Source organism: Bacillus sp. Marseille-Q3570 (assembly GCF_946151055.1).
Classification (GTDB): Bacteria; Bacillota; Bacilli; order Bacillales; family Fictibacillaceae; genus Pseudalkalibacillus.
Genome location: NZ_CAMGYZ010000001.1, coordinates 389,444 through 410,123 on the forward strand (window position 1 = coordinate 389,444; position 20,680 = coordinate 410,123).

A 20,680-nucleotide genomic window follows, 5' to 3' on the forward strand; every position below is an offset into this window, starting at 1 on the left:
CCTCTCCAACTAAATCAACAATATGACAATCAATAATCCAATCAACACCCCGAGGCTCTTGACCATGTTTTCATACCGACGCTGCAGCTCCTCTGCTTCTTTCTCTTCTCGCTCAAGATGAACAATTGTTAAGCGGATCTGTTTTTGCTGGTGATCACGGTCATGCCTGCCCAACGTTGATCCGAATTGTTTCAAAACTTCGATTTCACCTGTTTGAAAAGCAGTATGTTTTTTTATGATTTCAAGACTTTCCTCCCACGCTTCTTGAACAGTGCACCGACCTGTGTACAATCGCTCCGCCAGTTCATCGAAGAACAGAGAAAGTGGAGCTTTCATCTGTTTTGAAAGATTTATACTTGCTTCATAAAGGGGAGTAAGTCCATAAACGATCTCAGCTTCAAGGGATTGGAGAGCGACTTTCAATTGCCTCAACTGTTTTGGACGTTCTTGGAGACGTTTTGCCCATTCGAATCCAGCCCAGGTAGTTGCAAGTATGATACAGACAGCCCCAATGACATTCATGGGAGTGCCTGCTCCTTTTGATAGTCTAGCACTTTGAACTCGCTGTCTCGAATCCTCTTTATTCGATTGGAACCGCTATGGCGGGACATTTCCACAAAACGATCAAACAATTGAATATCTAACAGCCTTTTGATCGTAGGACGCTTCAACACATTTTCGATGCTGTAACCATGGGCTGTCATGATCATCTGCACCCCCGCATTCATCGCTTCCAAAATCGCTTCTGAATCTTCCACTCTGCCGATCTCGTCAACGATGATAACCTCAGGACTCAGACTTCTGATCATCATCATGATCCCTTCTGCTTTTGGACACGAATCCAATACATCAATCCTATGACCGAGGTTATGTTGAGGCACACCTTTTATGCACCCGGCAATTTCGGAACGTTCATCCACTATTCCGACCTTGGATGAGGGGATGTTCTGGCTGGACAGGCCATAGCTCGCTACTCTGGCAAGATCCCTTAATAAAGTTGTCTTACCAGATTGGGGGGGACCGATGATCAGTGTATTCAGCCACCTTTTATTAAAAAGTAAAGGTGCGACTGGTTCTGCAATCCCTATCTTTTGACGTGCAATACGGATATTGAATGAACTGACTTCTTTGATCGCTTTGACTTGTCCTTTTTCAGTAATGACCTTTCCGGCAAGACCGACACGGTGACCACCTTTGATCGTGATGTAACCCCTTTTCAATTCTTCCTCAAAGGCATACAAGGAAAATTGACTTAACTTGTTCATAAGCTGGATTCCGTCCTGAAATGTGACGATATAGGGACCACCACCACTGTTTTCGAGATACGAAGGATGGCCTCCACAAATGATTTCAAGCGGGCGGTTCAGACGTACTCTTACTTCCTCCACTGCCATTTTTGAGTCAACTAAATATGTGCGGAGGAGATCTCGTAATGAATCTGGTAACATCTCGAGAATTTCTTCCATGGTAAATCCCCATTTCTTTTAGGGCTTGTTCTCAATGTATGGCTGAACTAGCTGTTTTATGACATTGTGGGAGCAAAGAGATCATTTCAAAACCCCTACCAAAATCAATCCTACCCCGATCCCGATCAGCGCTAATTTACTAAACGAGAGATCCGCAGCAATCCCCATCAATCCTAAAGCCATCGTAAAAATGAAAATGACGGGCCCGACAAAGGCGAGAGAAGCATTGATGACGACCGCCTTTTGTATTGAATTGAAATGGAGCATCAAGAAAACTGCCGTAAGTTCAAAGGTTGCAGACAAAAGCCGCAATCCAGCCATATTAAGTACAGTAGAGTTTAAATGATTTAAAAGTTCCTTCATGGCTTCCTCCACTTTTTTTGTACAACCTATGTTGGAAAGTGTAGGAATAGACTGATTTTAAACCAAATTGAGATTCGAAAGCGACTTGAGGTCATTGGAGGGCTATTGAGTTCGATTTGCAGGTTATTCTTTATTTTTGTAGATAATTCTAAATTTTTGTAGATCCGGGATGGGTTTTTGTAGATAATTTTAAATTTTTGTAAGTTACACCTTTGTTTTTGTAGATAATTCCTTTGGGGAGAGATAATCGTTATAGAAGATGATACTATTTTGAGAAAAAGAGCTGAAAGACATCTCCAAATCATATTTCCATTTGATTTTCTGTGAATTTCACTTGCTTTTTGCCGTCGATTCGCAAATTTCCTTACTATCTTGAACATGAGGTGTTGGATTCGATGTTCACAAAACGTGGTGGTATTTAGTTGAAGGTCATTATTATAGTCAAAGATCCATTAATCACTAATACGGGGTCTCGCCTGGCTCACTTTTACCACAGGTTGGCGTAAATTTTCGCAATCATAAAAAAAGACCGACCCTCCACCGGATCAGGTTTGTGGGTCAGTCTCTTTTCGCAATCTTTCATTGAATATTGTGATTATGCTCTCGATACATAATCTCCAGAACGGGTATCGATGATCAGTACGTCACCTTCATTAATGAAGAATGGCACTTGTACAGTAAGACCTGTTTGCAGGGTAGCTGGCTTCGTTCCACCAGATGCTGTATCCCCTTTGATTCCAGGTTCTGTTTCTGTCACTTCCAACTCGACTGTGTTCGGAAGTTCTACACCAATTGTTTCACCTTGATACATTTGCACTTGGACCGTCATATTTTCAAGAAGATACTTAAGCTCTTCTTCGATTTGAGAAGTTTGAAGTTCAAGCTGCTCATATGTTTCATTGTCCATGAACGTGTGGACATCCCCAGAAGAATACAGGTATTGCATGCGACGATTGTCGATATGGGCTTTTGCTACCTTTTCACCGCCTCGGAATGTTTTCTCCTGAATGGCTCCAGTACGCAAGTTACGAAGCTTAGAACGTACGAATGCAGCACCTTTACCAGGCTTTACGTGTTGGAAGTCAAGGACAGTCCAAATTCCTCCGTCCACTTCTATTGTCAATCCGGTTTTAAAATCATTAACTGAAATCATTTCGTTTCCTCCTGTTTTTTACTCACCAATGATGAATAATTCTTTTGATGATGTTGATAATTTTTCACAGCCAGTTTCGGTAATGACAACATCGTCTTCAATCCGTACTCCGCCATGTCCAGATACATAGATCCCTGGCTCTACTGTTACGACCATCCCTGGCTTAAGAACTGTATCAACCTTAAAGGAAAGTCCTGGTCCTTCGTGCACATCCAACCCGATTCCGTGTCCAGTCGAATGGCCGAAATTTTCGCCATATCCTTTTTCCTTGATGTAATCTCTCGTCAGTGCATCCGCTTCTCTACCCGTCATACCCGGTTTCAAGCCTTCTAATCCTCTCAATTGGGCGTCAAGGACGATCTGATGGATTTCTTTCATTTTATCACTTGGTTTTCCAACAGCAATTGTACGAGTGATGTCAGAACAGTATCCTTTGTAAAGTGCTCCGAAGTCCAGAGTGACCATATCACCCTTTTCAATCACTTTTTCAGTGGCGACACCATGCGGTAAAGATGAACGTACACCTGATGCTACAATGATATCAAATGAAGATGAGGTTGCTCCATTTTTTCTCATGAAAAATTCAAGTTCATTCGAAACGTCAATTTCTTTCATGCCAGGTTTTATAAACGTCAATATATGTTCAAAAGTCTTATCAGCAAGCTCAGCTGCTTCTTTTATTATTTTCAATTCGTCTTCATCTTTTACAAGACGTAATTTTTCTACCATTCCTGAGACAGGTACAAGTTCGCCTTCCACTTTGTCATTATAAGCCTGGTGTACTGCATATGTAAGATGATCTTGTTCGAATCCCAGCTTCGTAATGCCCATTTTCTTCGCCTGAACAGCAACTTCATCAGGAATCATCGCAGTATGTTTGACGATTTCATATCCTCTGGCTTGCTCGTTCGCTTGATCGATGTACCTGAAATCTGTAATCAACTTCGCTTCCGTATCAGAGATCAGCACAACACCCGAAGACCCCGTAAACTGGCTGATATAACGGCGGTTACTTGCACTTGTAATCAACATTCCGTCAATTCCATATTCACTGAATAATCCTCTTAAACGTTCAATTCGATTCAATTTTCTTCCCCCTCTAAATATTGTAAAAGTCCTTTTAATGCAAGTTCATACCCTCCACTGCCGAAACCAGAGACCTGTCCGATTGCAACTTCTGCAATGACAGAGGTATGTCTGAAAGATTCACGTGCATATATATTGGATAAGTGAACTTCCACTGCTGGTATGTCGACACTCGCGATTGCATCCCTGATGGCATAACTGTAATGTGTAAATGCTCCTGGATTGAGTATCAGCCCATTGTACTCGTCAACTGATTGATGAATCCAGTCAATCAGATCCCCTTCATGATTGGATTGCCGATAGTCAATTTCACATCCGTTTGTCTTCGCTGTCGATTGGAGATCACTCATGATTTGCTCTAAGGTCTTGTGTCCATAAATTTCTGGTTCCCGTTTGCCTAAACGATTAAGGTTTGGACCGTTCAACACCATTATTCTCATTATGTAACTTCTCTCCTTTACCGGAATAGGAGTCTTTAATGTGGATAGAAATTCAGCTGTTTTGATTACGCTTTCTTTAAAAAGAAAAAATAGAATGTTCCACGGAACATTCTATCATAGCTAGTGGTTTTTGGATAGTTCAATGCCCTTCTTGACGCGCTTTGGTAAGCTCATCATACTCGAACGAAATTGAAAAGCCGATGAACAATCCGTAAAGCACATAAAGGCTTAAAGTGGTGGTTAATGTATTTTTTCCTAATTCTTGAATAGGCTCTAGAGTCGGAAACATCGGTCTCAATAAATAGAAGACGATTCCCCAGAGCACTATTCCATATATCACACCGGTTATCATATGCTTGAACTTTGCCAGAAGGATTTTATAAACCAACGCTACCAACATCGATAAAAATCCAATCACAAGAATCCCGATCCAATTTCCTAAAGCTTTATCTTTCCACTCAGCAACTACCCATGGTGAAAGGACGAGAGCAGGTTTGATTTTCGTGAAATTCAAGGCGTATAAAAGATAACCGATCAGACTCCAAAATAAACCGCCGACGAACCCGATGGTCAAAACCCTTCCTGTAAATGATACCTGCCTTTCTTTTTGATTCTGTTCCAGGGGTTCATTGTGATCCTTTTCTTCTCTTTTGTTTCGTTCAGACTCCATTTTCGCACCTCCAGAGTTTGTTCATGCGACTTTCGTTAATTTACAATTGAAAAAAACCTGTTTAAAAGTGTTAAATCAATGGGAAGAGGGAAAATATAAATGAATGATCAAAATGCTCATACTTTTTAACCATTTTTTGTTGGCAAGTTCCAGCGGTTCTCTGTTAATATGTTCCTTTTTACAGGAAGTTATTAGCTTGCAGAAATTTGAAAATTGGATAACAAGAAGTCCACACGTATAGCGGATTGCCAGACTATCATGTAGAATAGAGTTAGAATGGTAATGCATAGATAGGTTGGTGGATGAATGTCTAAACAAAAAGCTCCAGCATATGGCGGCCAGGCTGTAATGGAAGGTGTCATGTTCGCTGGAAAACACACGTATGTAACAGCAATTCGGAGAAAAGACGATTCACTCGAGTACTTCGAAGTGCCAAAAAAACATCGCCCCGTTCTAAACTCTCTAAAAAAAATACCATTGATCCGAGGGTTTGTGGCAATCATTGAAGCAAGTGCAAATGGTGTAAAGCACTTGAATTTTTCTACAGATAGATATGATGTAGCACCAGAAGATGACGAAAAAGTATTACAAGAAAATAAACCATCGAAACTAACTTTGATTCTCGGAACTGCCGTGATTGGTGTCCTATCGTTCCTTTTAGGTAAATTCCTGTTCACATTGCTGCCGGCGATTGCTGCTGAAGCATTTCGACCGATTCCTATATTTTCAGGACATGCTGGACAGAATATTATTGAAGGCATCCTTAAATTAACCTTATTGCTTTCATACTTGTATTTCATATCGATGACACCTTTGATCAAACGGGTTTTTCAGTATCATGGCGCCGAGCATAAAGTCATTAACGCTTATGAAAACAAATTACCTTTGACAGTTGAAAATGTTCAAGCCCAATCAAGGCTCCACTATCGATGTGGAAGTAGTTTCATACTGTTCACTGTAATCATCGGCGTCTTCATTTACTTACTTGTCCCTTCAGATCCATTATGGCTCAGATTGATTTCCAGAGTAGCACTGATACCAGTAGTATTAGGTGTATCTTATGAAGTGCTGCAGGGTACAAATAAGTTAAGAAATGTTCCAATATTACGTTACCTCGGCTATCCTGGCTTATGGTTACAGTTACTGACAACCAAAGAACCTACTGATAAACAGACTGAAGTCGCTATTGCCTCATTCAATGAAATGCTTAAAAGGGACGGCGAATACGAGAAGGCAACAGCTGAAGAAACGATCAAAGTGGTTTAATTTTTTAAGGAGGTGAGTCTTGTTGTTTCGAAAGTTCAACGTATTAGTCATGTTGATACTGGGTCTTGCAGCATTTGGCTTTGTTAACACCGTCATTACGAATCCAATGTACCTTGTACGGATGGTACTCATTATCGCTGCAGTCGGTGGAATCTTTTACTTCTTATATAAACGATTCCTCGCAAAGCGGTTTGGAGGCGGTGGCGGTAAGGATGTTAATAAGTACAAGCAAGCGGCTCGCTATTCCGCAAAGAAATATCAAAACCAACCAGGCAATGTAATGAAAAAACCGCCAAAGATAAAGCCAAATCCACAGACGAAATCCTCCGTTTCTAAAAAGAAAAAACGTGCGAACGATCATAACTTCAAAGTCATTGAAGGAAAAAAAGGGAAAAAGAAAAATCGAGCATTATAGGATGCTCGATTTTTTTGTGGAAATTTGCGCTTGCGGACGATAATGTCGCCAGCTTCTTAAGAATTTCTCCGTACTTTCAATTCCAAAATCAGTGAGTTCATCTATCACTTCTGCTGAAAGATCAAAATTGATCATTGAAATTTGTTTTACTGGGATGAAAACGATGTCGGCACTGTGGGCCTCTGATATATGACGCGCATCATGCGCATCCATCATCGTATCAAACAGACCATGGAAAAGGGAAATCGCATTTTTGACATCATTCGGTTTTTGTTCGAACTGGGAAGGCTTTAATTGGAAACCGAGGGTTGGCCGTTTAATTTTTGTTTTTCCATCCTGGAACAACCAAATCGGAAAATTACTTAATACACCGCCATCGACGATAAAATTCTTCTTTCCTGTCGCATCATATATTTTCATCGGATCAAAAAAATAAGGGATACTCGCACTCATTCGTACTGCTTTAGCGATTTTGAAGCGTTCCGGTAAGATCCCGTACCTTTCAAGATCATCTGGTAAGACGATCAATCGTCCATTTGTGATATCCGATGCGATGATTTTCAGGGAGCCTTCTGGTAAATCCCCAAACGTATTTATCCCTTTTGCAGCAAGTACTTCTTCAACCCATTGCTCCAATCGTTTCCCTTTATAAAGACCTAATTTCCAATACAATGTGAGCCATTTCATGAAAGGAAAAGCGACGGATAGCCTCCTGGGGTCAAGAAATTCTCTTAAATCAACTTTATGCAATAGATCTTTGATTTCATCTGATTTATACCCAACTGCAACCAAAGCAGCAAAAATGGCACCCGCACTTGTGCCTGCAGCCCTTTTGAAAGTGATCCCCTTCTGTTCTGCAGCTTTTAAACCACCAATAAATGCAATTGCTCTAACACCGCCACCAGAGAAAACGCCATCCACATCCATCGTTTCACCCCTCCTCATTTTATATATGACTGAATGAGAAAAGGCATTCATACAGAAACCTTTATATCTTTATGGAACTTGATTCAATGATCTAGACCAAGGAAACCTTTGCATAGCCAAACCTTAACGCAGGCTCAGTCTTATTTACCTTTAGAAGGAAAAATACCTCTAAATATAATGGCTCTTTTCTAAAAGATTATTGCTATTAAGTCTTTTTTTAAAATTCACCTTGTGCAAGTTAATTGGGGAGGGAAGGTGCGAGACCCCTCGAAATTGAAAATCGCATTTTCTTCGTGCCATGTAACACTGCTGAAGCTTACCTTGTCCTACGGAATCAGCTGGACAGGTGAAACCATTCAATGTCGCAACGGGACGAGTGGGCTCGCCGCACGCCTCCCGGAAAGCGAGCATCCTGGAGCTGAAATCAACGACTTTTAAAGAAAACTTGACGAGACCAAGCCTTTTGTAGGTCGAGCCTTAGTTGCCCTTATACTGAAGAAAGTATTTTATACTTTCTTTAAGTGCAAGAGCAAAACAGCCAATATAAAAAACAACCACAACACCTAGGCTATGATTGTTCCTGTTCTTCTTCATTTTTTCGTTGTACTTCCCGTAATCCGTCAATACGAGACGTATCTTCATCAAAATACTGGACCAAGTCGCCGATGCGGTCGATCGCATTCCAGCTTAAGTGATGTTCAATTCCCTCAACATCTTCATAAATGTTTTCTTGATCCACTCCGATGACCTTCAGGAAATCTTCCAATAGTTCATGTCGATATACAAGACGTTTCCCAAGTTTCTTTCCATTCGGTGTAAGTACGAATCCACGATATTTTTCATAAACGACATATTTGCCTTTATCCAGCTTCTGTACCATTTTCGTAACCGATGATGGGTGAACTTCCAAAGCTTCTGCAATATCTGAAACTCTTGCGTATCCTTTTTCATCAATCAACTGGTATATTCGTTCAATATAATCCTCCATACTTGGAGTTGGCATGTTCTTCCCCTCCAATACCGCTGATTTTGTGTATTATACAAAATCAAAGCATACTAAAAGGATACAATAATAATTTACAAGTGACAAGCATTCTCGGTGTCTTAAGTGAAGTACTCGATCCGGGCTTCTGGAAAGTATTGATGGATGTAATTTTCGATTGTCTCTCTTAATTCTTGAGCCTCATCTTTTTGATATACATACTTACCGATCCCATATCTCCCCCATTTGTATTTTCGTTTTTCTTCATCCATTTCCAGTTTGCTTTTTGGATATCGCTTTTGGATGACTTTCTTTGCTGGTTTTGTAAAACGATGCTGGATCAATTCAAACGTGATGTTTGAAAAATGCTTCCTGGGAATTGTGTTGTTGATTTCATCAAACATTTCCTTATACCCTTCTTGCCAATCCTCGTGAAGATAAAGTGGAGCTACGACAAAACCTAAAGGATAACCCGCTTCAACGACTTTTTTTGCGGCTCCTAACCGATCTTTTAATGAAGAGGTTGCCATTTCAAAATTTTTGATAACCCATTGGCTGTTCACACTGAAACGAAACCTTGTATTTCCGTTATGGGCTGCATCTAGAAGATGATCGACATGATGGTATTTCGTCGTGAATCTTAGTCGTCCAAGTTCCGTCTCGCCAATGAATTGAATCGTCTTTTTCAATGAATGTGTCAAGTGATCGATACCGACGATGTCTGATGTACACGACGCTTCAAACCTGGTTATTTCAGGTTTACGCTCATCGATATATTTTTGTGCCTGTTCAAAGATTTCATCCAGGTTGACGTATGTGCGGATATATGGCTTGCTCCCTAATGTCGTCTGTAAGTAGCAATAATGGCAATGACCCATACAACCTGTCGCAAGAGGAATCGCATATTCAGCTGATGGTTTTGACGTATCGAACTTCAGGGTTTTCCGAATCCCGATGACAAGTGTTGACTTGGCATTCCGATATTTTTGCAGCTCGTTTTCACCAGGGAGATTTCGCACCTGGTTATGGGAAGTGGTCTCACGGATCTCGAGCCCCATCTTCTCGAATTTATCCTTAAGAATCCGGCCTTGTTCGTACTCGAGAGCTTTCGGTTCGATATACACTAATTGCGGAACGAAGGGTTTCAAGTAAATCACCTCTCCCTTATTATGGTCGAGACCTTTGATTTCCACTTATGTATTAAATGGCAATCCATCAGCAGGAAAAATGATGCAAGCATTTGTATCCATTCGTCACCACAAACTATATTAAAGCATCAAGGAAGGAGGTAATCATCTTGAAAAGGTTATTAGCAATTGTCTTATGTATACTAGTATGTTTCATAAATCCTTTGGTAGCCTTCGGAGAAATGAGCCCCTCTTTAAAAGCAGCATTTGTTAGAGATGGGAACCTTTGGATAAAGAAAGGCAATGATGAAAGACAGGTGACAAAAGGGAGAAAAGTAGCAAATCCTCGATGGTCATCTGATGGAAAGTGGCTAGCTTATTTCGAAGAGAACCAAGATAAGAAAAAGGTTTGGTTGTACAATCTACATTCTGAGAAAAAGGAAATAGTTTTCACAGGCAACCCTTCTAACATACAGTGGGCTTCTAACCAGAACAGTCTCGCTTTTCAGGAAGATGAACGCTTGTATGTGAAAAATGTATTCAGTGAGCGCCATAAATTGATATCATCTGATGTCGGAAATTACTCATGGCATCCGAACGGGAAAAGTTTCTTGACTTCCACCAATTCAGAACTCACCCCTGATGGCTGGACGGATATTGAATTGCATGAAATCGTAATAAAAGACGGTCAGATTAAAAAATCACATCTATTCACGTTACCTGCTTATTCACTTGGAAGCGAAGACTTTGGGATTGGGACGAGTATCTTCAAATGGTCCCCAGATGGAAAATGGATTTCTTTCATAAAATATCCGACAGCTTCATTATCAGCAGATTCCAATCTTTTGTATGTGCTCTCTGCTGATGGAAAACACTTGATCAAACTCGACCAAATGCTCAATGAGCCAAGCTGGTTCCAATGGGCTCCAAATCGTAAACTGTTAGCATATATCGGCGGAATCAATCGCATGTCGATCATGAATAAGTTCTTAAAAGTAAAAGAGCTTCCTGCAGCGAGTTTGGGCACACTGACACCAGATGGATTTGTGGATAGGGATTTCACCTGGCACAATGATGTTGTGATTACAGTTGCCCGTTCAAAGGAAAGTGAATGGTCAAACAATCCCACAGAACGACCAATGCCGACTTTGTATCAGATTGATCTGGAAAGCAAAGAACAAAAAAAGATCACTCGCCCTGAAGACGGTTATGGTGATTTCAATCCAAAATATGTACCAAAGTCAAACCAACTTGCATGGGTACGTACCAACCGCGAAAAAAGCGACGTGTGGATAGCTGATGGAAACGGAAGGAATGCAAAGGTATGGATTACGGATATTGACCTAGGAGAGGACTTTTATGAAAGGTGGGACTGGAGCAAAGTGTTGAGCATTTAAAATCCTCAAGATTGAAAAAAGAACCGAGTGTATTGCGTCACTCGGTTCTTCACTAGAATTTAGATTCCGCATTTCAATTGTGCGTTACAGTTGGTACATGTGTTACATCCACCGATTTCTTTTACTTTCCCTTTACGGCAGACTGGACATGTGTTTCCTACTTCATTTCCAATCGTGACATCTGTTGAGCGAAGATCAGAAATCGTATCAACAAGTACGACTTTCTTCTTCTCTTCTGTCTTTGTCGCAACAGAATCATCATCAAACGTATTTTCTTCAGCTTTCAACGTCAAGACCTGCGAGTCACGGCTTCCATCAACATAGACAGTACCGCCTTTCGCCCCGCCATTATACAGACGCTCGTAAACTGCTTGTACTTGGTCTACTGCATAACCTTTTGGTGCATTGACGGTTTTACTGATTGAACTGTCAATCCAGTTTTGGATGACACATTGGGTGTCAGCATGTGCTTCCGGCTTTAGATCCATCGCGGAAATGAACCAATCCGGCAGCTTTTCAGGATCCGCTTCAGGATTTCGTGACAAGTATTCGTTCACGATATCTGCCTTCACCTCAATGAACTTCCCTAGTCGACCACTTCTGAAATAAGAGAATGAGAAATAAGGCTCTAATCCTGTGCTGACTCCGACCATCGTACCAGTGCTTCCAGTAGGAGCAACAGTCAACAAGTGTGAATTACGAATGCCATGTTCCAAAATACCCTCGCGGATATCTTCTGGCATCTTCTTCATATACCCTGTATTGATGAAGGATTGCCGTAATTCTTTCGTTTCTTCTTCTGTCTTTCCGACTAAAAATGGAAAGCTTCCTTTTTCTTTTGCCAGTTCGATCGACTCGCGATAAGCGGTTGTCGCCATCGTCTCGAAAATTTCATCAATCAGTTTGTTTCCTTCTTCTGATCCGTACACCGTTTCACAATAGATGAGGAGATCGTGAAGACCCATGACACCTAGTCCGACACGTCGCTCTCCAAGAGCTTGTTCACGATTCTTTTCTAAGAAATAAGGGGTAGCGTCGATTACATTATCCTGCATTCGGACACCGGTTTTAACCGTTTGCTTCAACTTATCAAAATCAACACGTTTATGATCTTTGTCTGCAACATTAGCCAAGTTTACAGCAGCCAAGTTACAGACGGAATATGGTGCGAGTGGTTGTTCCAATGTTGTTATCCTACCGGCTTTTTATCCGGTAGTTCTACACCTTCATTTTCGGTGCAGTTCGGCATATCTTTTCAATAATGAATCTTCATAATTGTTGCGGCCTCGTGGATCGATTATAATCTGCTTCCGCAGGTTCACGATCTATGCTCTGCCCCTGACTGAGTTTTTACATTCAGCCTTCGGTTCGGATTACCATCTCAGGCTTCCCGCTTCGTTCCGCAATTTTTTACGTGAGGCAAATCAAGCTACTCTACCACACGGATTCGTTGCTACTACTTTCTGTCCGTACGCTTTTGCATTGGTCATGTCATTGGCATTGTCGATAAAGAAGATTCCTGGTTCAGCCGAGTAAGTTGCGCAAATATTGATAAGGTTCCAGAGCTCTCTCGCTTTGATCCGTTTATAAACTCGAATGCCATACCCTTCAGCTTCCCATTCTCGAACATCTCCGTATTCGTGCCATGTGTTGTTGTACTCGAGCATTTCTTCAAATGTGTAATTCTCCACATCCGGGAATCGAAGTTCGTACTCTGCATCATTTTCGACAGCTTCCATGAATTCTTTTGTTACGCATACCGAAATGTTCGCCCCGGTTAAAAATTCGGAGTTATGCACACTGTACGTGCCACCGGTTTGAAGCTTTTCTTCAGCTTCCTTAATGGCTTTTTCGGTAAAACCTCCGTGTCCAGGGATGGCCTTATAATTCACGATGCTTTGATACATATCTCGTTCGGTTTCAGTTAACGGTGTAAATTTAAGTTTGTCCAACGCTAACTGCTTGATTGTTTCATCTTCTGTATTTTCAACAAGGAACCTGAGGATTCTAGGGTTCTGCATTTTCGAAATGATGAATTCGATAATGTCTGGATGCCAGTCGCTCAGCATGATCATTTGTGCTCCACGCTAATTGTTACTCCTCTATTCATGAGGGGCCAGGTCATTTCTGCCTGACTCTTATGCTCTCACATAAGTTCGGACTATATCATCAAGGGTAAGTATTAACAATCCTTGTCCCGCGCTTCGAAAGTCTCGTTTCACGAACTTTCGATTTACTTACACCATATTTTCAAAATAATGAGAAATTAGGTGCTTTCAATAGTCTCTGAACGTTCATCTCAGTTTCCTAAGACGCTTCGCTGCTGATTGCCCATTGTTTCATCCTTGAAATTTTTACGCTTTCACGTTCGCTGTTGCCAGCCGCGTTGTAGCTTTCAAGGCTTTAGGGTGTTCCAGCAATTCACGAGATTTTAATCCCGCCGTTTGGAGCTGGTTAACGGGATCCACCTTGTTCAACAAGATGAGTTAGCTTTGCAATATCATCGAGCCACGATACCGATCCGGATGACTTTCCGTTCACACCTTTTGCGAGCGTGTTCCTCGGTCTGAGTGTCGATCCGTTCGTTCCGACTCCACCACCCCGGCTCATGATTTCCATCACTTGCTTCCGGTGGTCTGAAATTCCTTCTCTTGAATCTTGGACGAATGGCATCACATAACAGTTGAAGTACGTTACGTCCGTAGCTGCTCCTGCCCCGTATAAGACACGGCCCGCAGGAACAAAGTTCAAATTCACAAGTTCATGATAGAACTTCTCGAATGATTCCTGTTTCTTATCTTCCGTTTTCTCTACCGAAGCCAGTCCTGTCGCATTTCGTTTAGCGATCTGTTCATAATAGATTTCTAATGGTTTATCAATCGTATCAAGAGATCTTTTTACGGTTCCCGTCTCCATTTCGTCTGGCTTATCGAGAACTCCGCGGTAATCTTCATCCACTTTAACCTCTGCTGATTTTTGTTCCCGATCGATGGAAACGATGTATCCTATACCTCTTGCCGGAAACTTCGGATCATCCTTCACAGTCAGGATGACAAAGTCGCCTTCACGTAATGTTCTTTTCTCAGTATCCTTGAACGAATACCGATCCAACATCACCAATCTTGATACCCCTTTGTGAGTCGTATGCATGTCCGGTGTGATCGGATGCACCTGCTCGAATTTAGCAATGTCCTCATTCAACCGATCAATGTTGATATGATGTCGTTGCTCCCCTGTTACAATCGCCATCCAGGATCCTCCTCATGATATAATTTTTCATTTCTATTCTTTTAAGTAGTTTCAATTTTAGGTTACCCAAATCATAGCACAGCAAAACACTAAACATCAATATATAGTGTACATTATTTTAAAATAATACAATATATTGTGTGAACGAGAACGAATGATCTTAATCTTGTCAAAATCAAAAACATATAAAATATGTAGAAAACGAGCGAAAAATGTCCATATGGTATATCAGATATACGAAAAAGAGAAATTTACTCAGTTGCGAGATTCATTCTTTTTTGAGCCTCTGATGTCTGTTGAACTTTTCAAAAATCCTTCTTTTTTCCAATAAAAAAATTAAAAACTGCGACCAGTTTTTGGTCACAGTTTTCAGTTAACGTCTAAATGTCCATTCATCATTTGCATAGCGCTTTTCAATGATCTCATCAATATATTGATTTTGTTCTTCCGAAAGGACAAGTGGTATGAATTCCACATCGAGCCCTTGTTCGAATCCCGTCTTGAAAGCTTTCTTGGATTCCTCGATCGTCACTCTTTCATCACGAAGATCATTGATTGCGACTGCCTTCTTACCGAAAGCTTTCTGCATCCGCTCTCTTACTCTGTCATTTGCAAACTTGAAGCAATCGAACAATTTGTCTTCATCAATATCAAGTAGGATCGACCCATGCTGTAGGATTACACCCTTTTGCCTTGTCTGTGCACTTCCAGCAACCTTTCTGCCTTCAACGACGAGTTCATACCAGGATGGGGCATCGAAACAGACTGCTGAGCGAGGATTTTTCAGTCCTGCTTTTTCCTCTTCTGTTTTTGGTACCGCAAAATATGCTTCAAGACCCAGGTTGCGGAATCCACCTAAAATACCTTCCGAGATCACCCGGTATGCTTCCGTGACCGATTGCGGCATCTTTGGATGTTCCTCCGAGACAATGACGCTATAGGTCAGCTCTTTGTCATGAAGGACCGCTCTGCCTCCGGTCGGCCTCCGCACCAAACCATACCCGTGTTCACGGACTGCATCAAGGTTGATTTCCTTTTCTACCTTTTGGAAATAACCGACAGAAAGTGTTGCAGGATTCCACTCGTAAAACCTGACCACCGGTGGAATTTCCCCTTTACTGTGCCAGTCCAGCAACGCTTCATCCAGCGCCATATTATAAGCTGGTGAACATGCACCAGAATCGATAAAATACCATTGTTCTTTCATGCTATGTACGCCTCTTTCCATATCCATTCATCATACATTTTTACCTTTCATAGTTTAACAGAAACCTATGAGCACATACAATTCATTGAATTTTAAAACTTAGTTTTGCGAATAAGAAAATTCCTGTATATAATGGACATGGTATCATTTTAGAGAATGGTAGAAAGTTCAAGTTTCTAGGGGGAAGATGAAATGGAATGGATTTTTTGGGCACTCCCAGCAGCTATCATCGTATATATGATCGTCGCTGGACTTTACCAACGCAGACATTTGAAGACGTTAACAGAAGAGGAATTTCGCAGCGGATATCGTAAAGCTCAGCTGATCGATGTTCGGGAACAGAAAGAATATGAAAATGGACATATTCTCGGAGCGAGAAATATTCCGTTGTCACAGCTCCGTATGCGTCATAAAGAAATCCGTAATGATCAGCCTGTCTACATGTACTGCGAAAGCGGAATGCGTACCGTCCGGGCTGCTACTGTTTTAAGAAAAAAAGGCATCAAGGACCTTTATAACCTTAAAGGCGGATTCAAAAAATGGAACGGTAAAGTGAAAAAAGGAAAATAGATTTGCAAAGATAGAATATTGGTTAAGGGTTGTCCAAAATCTTTTAAGGACAGCCTTTTTTTATTAAATAACTTAGACCTTAGATGTGAGAAAGTGTAAAAAGTAACCTTTGGCCGGATTCCGATGAAAAGTAGCCGGATCATGCTCTCATTCCGCCGGATTACACATAAAAGTCGCCGGATTAACTTCTGAATCGGCCGGAATAAGTTAAAATCGGCGCGTATATTGAAGTAAATATTAATTCTTTCTTTAAATGGAAATTAGAAAAGGAACAAGCCGCTCCGAGCATACCGGAGAAGGCCTGTTCCTTTTTCATTATTGCTTTTCGTATCGTAGGATCGGTTTCCGTGCAGCGGTGGTTTCGTCCATACGTTTGATGACAGTGTTGTGAGGCGCTTGTTGCACGACCTCCGGAGATTCTTCAGCTTCTTTCGCAATTTGGATCATCGCATCGATGAACTCATCCAACGTTTCCTTCGATTCGGTTTCTGTCGGCTCGATCATCATACATTCCTCCACATTGAGAGGGAAATAGATGGTCGGTGGATGATAACCGAAGTCCAGGAGGCGTTTCGCCATATCCAACGTCCGTACACCAAGTTTTTTCTGACGCTTACCGGAAATGACGAATTCATGCTTACAATGCTGTTCATATGGAAGGACAAAATGCGGCGCAAGTTTGCGCATCATATAATTCGCATTCAAAACAGCATAATCACTGACCTTTTTCAATCCTTCGCGACCCATCGTCAGAATGTACGTATAGGCACGGACATTGATCCCGAAGTTCCCGTAGAATGGCTTCACACGTCCGATCGACTCTGGACGGTTGTAATCAAATACATAGCCATCTTCAGTCTTCGCTAAAATCGGTTTAGGCAAGAATGGAATCAAATCTTCCTTTACGCCGACTGGACCTGATCCAGGACCGCCACCGCCGTGAGGGCCGGTGAACGTCTTATGAAGGTTCAAGTGGACAACGTCAAAGCCCATGTCCCCTGGACGTGTTCTGCCCATGATCGCATTCATATTCGCACCATCATAATATAGCTTTCCGCCTGCCTCATGGACAATCCGCGCCATATCTAGAATGTGCTCTTCAAAAAGACCGAGCGTATTCGGGTTTGTGAGCATCAACGCTGCAGTGTCATCGCCTACCACACGTTTCAAGTCTTCCAGGTCGACTAGACCGTTTTCATCTGACTTGACCGTTACAGCATCAAATCCTGCAACCGTAGCGGAAGCTGGGTTGGTTCCATGTGCTGAATCTGGTACGATGACTTTTGTCCGTTGATGATCGCCATTTTTTTCATGATAAGCACGGATCATCATCAAGCCGGTCCATTCTCCATGAGCGCCAGCTGCTGGTTGAAGGGTGACTTCATCCATCCCTGTAATCTCTTCAAGTGAAGTTTGCAGGTCATATAGCATTTCCATCGCACCCTGTACTGTGTCTTCATCCTGATAAGGGTGAATATGAGCAAATCCAGGAAAACGAGCTACATCTTCATTGATTTTCGGATTATATTTCATCGTACAAGATCCAAGTGGATAGAAGCCGGAATCTACACCATGATTACGCTTCGATAATGCTGTGTAATGGCGCATGATTTGAAGTTCAGATACTTCAGGCAGTTCTGGCTCTTCATCCCGTAGATACTCTGAATCAATCATTTCTTCAATGGGAGTTTCAGGCACGTCTAATGCAGATAAGCTATATCCTACACGTCCTGGTTTAGACAGTTCAAAAATGAGTGCTTGATTCTTTTCGTGGCTCATTGGACTCCCCCCAATTCTTTTACAAATGTATCGATTTCTTCTTTCGTACGCTGTTCCGTAACAGCGATCAACATATGCTGATCAAGATCCGGGTAATATTGTCCGAGATTGTAACCCCCGACAAATCCTTTTTCCAAAAGCGCTTTGTTCACTTCTTTGACCGGTTTGGAGACTTTTATGACAAGTTCATTGAAAAAGGCACCTTTAAAATGGACTTCCATACCCGCTTTTTCAAGCTTTTTCTTTGCATAATGTGCTTTTTGAAGGTTTTGTACAGCGATTTCCTTGATCCCTTTTTTACCTAAAGCAGTCATTGCAACCGATGCAGCAAGCGCGTTCAATGCCTGGTTCGAACAGATATTGGATGTCGCTTTGTCACGACGGATATGCTGTTCACGAGCTTGCAGCGTAAGAACGAAACCACGCTGTCCTTCCTCGTCGGTCGTTTGGCCGACTAGACGTCCTGGTACTTTACGCATCAATTTCTTTGTTGTCGCAAAATAACCACAATGCGGTCCACCAAATGCAGCTGGAATACCGAATGGCTGAGCGTCACCAATGACGATATCTGCACCAAGTTTTCCAGGCGGCTTAAGTGCGCCCAATGATAGCGGATTACTGGATACGACGAACATTGCTTTTTCTTGATGAACGATTTCTTCAATTTCCTTCAAAGGCTCGATTTGCCCGTAAAAGTTCGGATATTGGACGATGACACAAGCTGTATCTCCATCAATAACACCTTTTAGTGCTTCCAAATCCGTCGTCCCATTCGTAGCTTCAACTTCCACTACTTCAAGGTTGGGCCCTTTCGCGTACGTATGAAGGACACTCAATGCTTCTGGATGGACACTTTTCGATACGACAACCTTCTTTTTACGCGTATGAGCAGCACTTAAGAAAGCTGCTTCTGCGAGGGCTGTTTGTCCATCGTACATAGAAGAATTGGCAACTTCCATTCCGGTCAGCTCGCAAATCATCGTCTGGAATTCAAAGATCGCTTGAAGTTCCCCTTGTGAGATTTCAGGTTGATACGGTGTGTAAGCCGTATAGAATTCAGAACGCGAAATCACGTGATTGACGATCGACGGGATGTAGTGATCATATACCCCTGCTCCAAGGAAGGAAGCATAGTCCTTTGTATTTACGTTCTTAGCAGCTAGTCCAGACATCTTTTTCATCAAATCGTTCTCAGGGATTGCCTCTGAGATGTTCAGATCGCCTTTGAACCGTACATTTTCAGGAATATCATTGAACAGTTCATCAATCGAATCAATTCCGATTTCTGCTAACATTTCCTTTTCGTCTTGCTCTGTCATTGGTAGGTAACGAAATTTCACCTTTTATTCCCCCTCATGATTAACGTTTATAGAAAGGTGCTTTTACGACTTCTGCTTTCAGGCGTCGTTTACGGACCTGGACTTCGACTTCTGTTCCAAGCTCTGTGTACTTCGAATCGATCAAAGCCAACCCAAGGTTTTTACCTAGTGTAGGAGATTGCGTACCAGTGGTGACTTCGCCGATCTTTTCATCATTTTTGAAAACGTCATAATGTGTTCGTGGAATCCCTTTATCTATCATTTCGATTCCGACCAATTTCCGTTTAAGTCCATCCTCTTTTTGCTTGATCAACGCATCCTTACCGATGAAATCAGCTTCTTTTTTCAGCTTGACTGCGAAACCGATCCCTGCTTCCAAAGGTGAAATCTCAGCTGTCAGCTCTTGACCGTATAAAGCAAGCCTAGCTTCAAATCGTAAAGTATCACGTGCACCGAGTCCGATTGGAAGAACCCCAGCTTCTTTACCTGCTTCTAAAATGGTTTTCCATAGCTTGGCAGCATCTTCACTGTCACAATAGATTTCAAAACCATCTTCACCTGTGTAGCCTGTGCGGGATACCAATGCTTTCGTACCGTCGATTTCCACGTCTTCCGCAAACTTGAAGAAACCAATTTGAGATAAATCATATTCTGTAAGCTTCTGTAGTACTTCCTCTGCCAGTGGTCCTTGTAATGCTAATTGAGCAACTTCATTCGAAATGTTCTGAATTTCAACATTCCCTTTCTGGTTCTTCAAAAGCCAGTCATAGTCTTTTTCAATGTTTGCAGCATTAACAACTAAAAGGAATTCATCTTCCCTACGCTTATATACAAGAAGGTCATCAACTGTACCGCCATCTTCGTAGCACATTGCGGTATATTGAGCGCCGCCTTCTTTCAACTTCGAAACATCATTGGTCATTACATATTGTAGAAAACCTTCAGCGTCCTCACCCTTAACTGTGATTTCACCCATATGGGAGACATCAAACAATCCAGCTTTAGTCCGTACTGCTTCGTGTTCTTCCTTGATGCTTGAGAATTGGACAGGCAATTCCCAACCACCGAAATCAATTACTTTCGCTCCATATTCTTTATACAGCTCAAACAGTGGTGTTCGCTGTAGGGATGACATGAGCATCTCTCCTTCTATTATAAAATTTGTCATTCAGCTGATAGATTTATCCCTTTGCTTTCTCATTCAATAAGTCAAACATTTACAACCTGTTAAAAATGACGCTTTCAAAGTATTCATACTTTCTTC

Annotated in this window: 19 protein-coding genes and 3 pseudogenes; 5 read left to right on the forward strand and 17 right to left on the reverse strand. The window is 41.7% G+C overall.

Going from position 1 to position 20,680, the window contains the following annotated elements; translation table 11 throughout:
* Positions 1-9: 9 nt before the first annotated feature.
* The 7 genes from spoIIIAB to N8M93_RS02025 form a co-directional block, all read right to left on the reverse strand.
* The gene (gene spoIIIAB / locus N8M93_RS01995) at positions 10-522 is read right to left on the reverse strand and encodes a stage III sporulation protein SpoIIIAB (protein WP_261129402.1); all 513 of its coding nucleotides are present in this window, start codon (positions 520-522) and stop codon (positions 10-12) included.
* Positions 519-1,466 carry a stage III sporulation protein AA gene (spoIIIAA, locus tag N8M93_RS02000; RefSeq protein WP_261129403.1) on the reverse strand — a complete coding sequence of 316 codons (948 nt, stop codon included), beginning with the start codon at positions 1,464-1,466 and terminating at the stop codon, positions 519-521. Before spoIIIAA ends, spoIIIAB begins: the two co-directional genes overlap by 4 nt.
* 81 nt (positions 1,467-1,547) lie before the next feature.
* Positions 1,548-1,829: a YqhV family protein gene (locus N8M93_RS02005; protein WP_261129404.1), complete on the reverse strand. Its 282-nt coding sequence runs from the start codon at positions 1,827-1,829 to the stop codon at positions 1,548-1,550.
* A gap of 595 nt (positions 1,830-2,424) precedes the next feature.
* A complete protein-coding gene (gene efp / locus N8M93_RS02010; RefSeq protein ID WP_261129405.1) occupies positions 2,425-2,982 on the reverse strand; it encodes an elongation factor P in 558 nt (185 codons plus the stop codon).
* 18 nt (positions 2,983-3,000) lie between these two features.
* The gene (locus N8M93_RS02015) at positions 3,001-4,068 is read right to left on the reverse strand and encodes a Xaa-Pro peptidase family protein (RefSeq protein WP_261129406.1); all 1,068 of its coding nucleotides are present in this window, start codon (positions 4,066-4,068) and stop codon (positions 3,001-3,003) included.
* Positions 4,065-4,511, reverse strand: a complete 447-nt coding sequence (aroQ, locus tag N8M93_RS02020; RefSeq protein ID WP_261129670.1) for a type II 3-dehydroquinate dehydratase — start codon at positions 4,509-4,511, stop codon at positions 4,065-4,067. Before aroQ ends, N8M93_RS02015 begins: the two co-directional genes overlap by 4 nt.
* Before the next feature lie 136 nt (positions 4,512-4,647).
* Entirely contained in the window at positions 4,648-5,178 is a 531-nt protein-coding gene (locus tag N8M93_RS02025; protein ID WP_261129407.1) for a YqhR family membrane protein, read from the reverse strand.
* 306 nt (positions 5,179-5,484) lie between these two features.
* Here N8M93_RS02025 and N8M93_RS02030 point away from each other — a divergent pair, with 306 nt between their 5' ends.
* A complete protein-coding gene (locus tag N8M93_RS02030; RefSeq protein ID WP_261129408.1) occupies positions 5,485-6,444 on the forward strand; it encodes a DUF1385 domain-containing protein in 960 nt (319 codons plus the stop codon).
* A gap of 19 nt (positions 6,445-6,463) precedes the next feature.
* Positions 6,464-6,859: an SA1362 family protein gene (locus tag N8M93_RS02035; protein WP_261129411.1), complete on the forward strand. Its 396-nt coding sequence runs from the start codon at positions 6,464-6,466 to the stop codon at positions 6,857-6,859.
* On the opposite strand, the gene N8M93_RS02040 is transcribed toward N8M93_RS02035, so the two are convergent.
* Positions 6,854-7,786, reverse strand: coding sequence for a patatin-like phospholipase family protein (locus N8M93_RS02040; RefSeq protein WP_261129413.1), 933 nt, complete (start codon positions 7,784-7,786; stop codon positions 6,854-6,856). The two genes, N8M93_RS02035 and N8M93_RS02040, sit on opposite strands and share 6 nt — an antisense overlap.
* A 255-nt stretch (positions 7,787-8,041) precedes the next feature.
* Between N8M93_RS02040 and N8M93_RS02045 the strand changes: the two genes are divergently transcribed.
* Positions 8,042-8,224, forward strand: a complete 183-nt coding sequence (locus N8M93_RS02045; protein ID WP_261129415.1) for a hypothetical protein — start codon at positions 8,042-8,044, stop codon at positions 8,222-8,224.
* A 130-nt stretch (positions 8,225-8,354) separates the two neighbouring features.
* Here the strand turns inward: N8M93_RS02045 and mntR are convergent, their stop codons facing one another.
* Together mntR and splB are read right to left on the reverse strand one after the other, a co-directional pair.
* Positions 8,355-8,789, reverse strand: a complete 435-nt coding sequence (gene mntR / locus N8M93_RS02050) for a transcriptional regulator MntR (RefSeq protein WP_221565512.1) — start codon at positions 8,787-8,789, stop codon at positions 8,355-8,357.
* 101 nt (positions 8,790-8,890) lie between these two features.
* The gene (gene splB / locus N8M93_RS02055; protein WP_261129416.1) at positions 8,891-9,916 is read right to left on the reverse strand and encodes a spore photoproduct lyase; all 1,026 of its coding nucleotides are present in this window, start codon (positions 9,914-9,916) and stop codon (positions 8,891-8,893) included.
* Between the two features lie 149 nt (positions 9,917-10,065).
* On the opposite strand from splB, the gene N8M93_RS02060 reads away from it, so the two are divergent.
* Positions 10,066-11,292 carry a translocation protein TolB gene (locus N8M93_RS02060; RefSeq protein WP_261129417.1) on the forward strand — a complete coding sequence of 409 codons (1,227 nt, stop codon included), beginning with the start codon at positions 10,066-10,068 and terminating at the stop codon, positions 11,290-11,292.
* 59 nt (positions 11,293-11,351) lie between these two features.
* On the opposite strand, the pseudogene N8M93_RS02065 reads toward N8M93_RS02060, so the two are convergent.
* From N8M93_RS02065 to N8M93_RS02080, 4 genes and pseudogenes are all read right to left on the reverse strand, one after another.
* Positions 11,352-12,473 (reverse strand): annotated as a pseudogene (locus tag N8M93_RS02065) (ribonucleotide-diphosphate reductase subunit alpha); the annotation flags it as partial.
* Between the two features lie 255 nt (positions 12,474-12,728).
* Positions 12,729-13,379, reverse strand: a pseudogene (locus N8M93_RS02070) (ribonucleotide-diphosphate reductase subunit alpha); the annotation flags it as partial.
* A gap of 370 nt (positions 13,380-13,749) precedes the next feature.
* A pseudogene (locus N8M93_RS02075) lies at positions 13,750-14,541 on the reverse strand (ribonucleotide reductase N-terminal alpha domain-containing protein); the annotation flags it as partial.
* Between the two features lie 373 nt (positions 14,542-14,914).
* Positions 14,915-15,748 carry a biotin/lipoate A/B protein ligase family protein gene (locus tag N8M93_RS02080; protein ID WP_261129418.1) on the reverse strand — a complete coding sequence of 278 codons (834 nt, stop codon included), beginning with the start codon at positions 15,746-15,748 and terminating at the stop codon, positions 14,915-14,917.
* 192 nt (positions 15,749-15,940) lie between these two features.
* Between N8M93_RS02080 and N8M93_RS02085 the strand changes: the two genes are divergently transcribed.
* Positions 15,941-16,318 carry a rhodanese-like domain-containing protein gene (locus N8M93_RS02085; RefSeq protein WP_261129419.1) on the forward strand — a complete coding sequence of 126 codons (378 nt, stop codon included), beginning with the start codon at positions 15,941-15,943 and terminating at the stop codon, positions 16,316-16,318.
* A gap of 315 nt (positions 16,319-16,633) precedes the next feature.
* Here N8M93_RS02085 and gcvPB read toward each other — a convergent pair whose 3' ends face one another.
* The 3 genes from gcvPB to gcvT are packed head-to-tail and all read right to left on the reverse strand — an operon-like array spanning position 16,634 to position 20,551.
* Positions 16,634-18,097 carry an aminomethyl-transferring glycine dehydrogenase subunit GcvPB gene (gene gcvPB, locus N8M93_RS02090; RefSeq protein WP_261129420.1) on the reverse strand — a complete coding sequence of 488 codons (1,464 nt, stop codon included), beginning with the start codon at positions 18,095-18,097 and terminating at the stop codon, positions 16,634-16,636.
* The gene (gcvPA, locus tag N8M93_RS02095) at positions 18,094-19,437 is read right to left on the reverse strand and encodes an aminomethyl-transferring glycine dehydrogenase subunit GcvPA (RefSeq protein ID WP_261129421.1); all 1,344 of its coding nucleotides are present in this window, start codon (positions 19,435-19,437) and stop codon (positions 18,094-18,096) included. Before gcvPA ends, gcvPB begins: the two co-directional genes overlap by 4 nt.
* A 19-nt stretch (positions 19,438-19,456) precedes the next feature.
* The gene (gcvT, locus tag N8M93_RS02100; protein ID WP_261129423.1) at positions 19,457-20,551 is read right to left on the reverse strand and encodes a glycine cleavage system aminomethyltransferase GcvT; all 1,095 of its coding nucleotides are present in this window, start codon (positions 20,549-20,551) and stop codon (positions 19,457-19,459) included.
* Between the last annotated feature and the right edge of the window lie 129 nt (positions 20,552-20,680).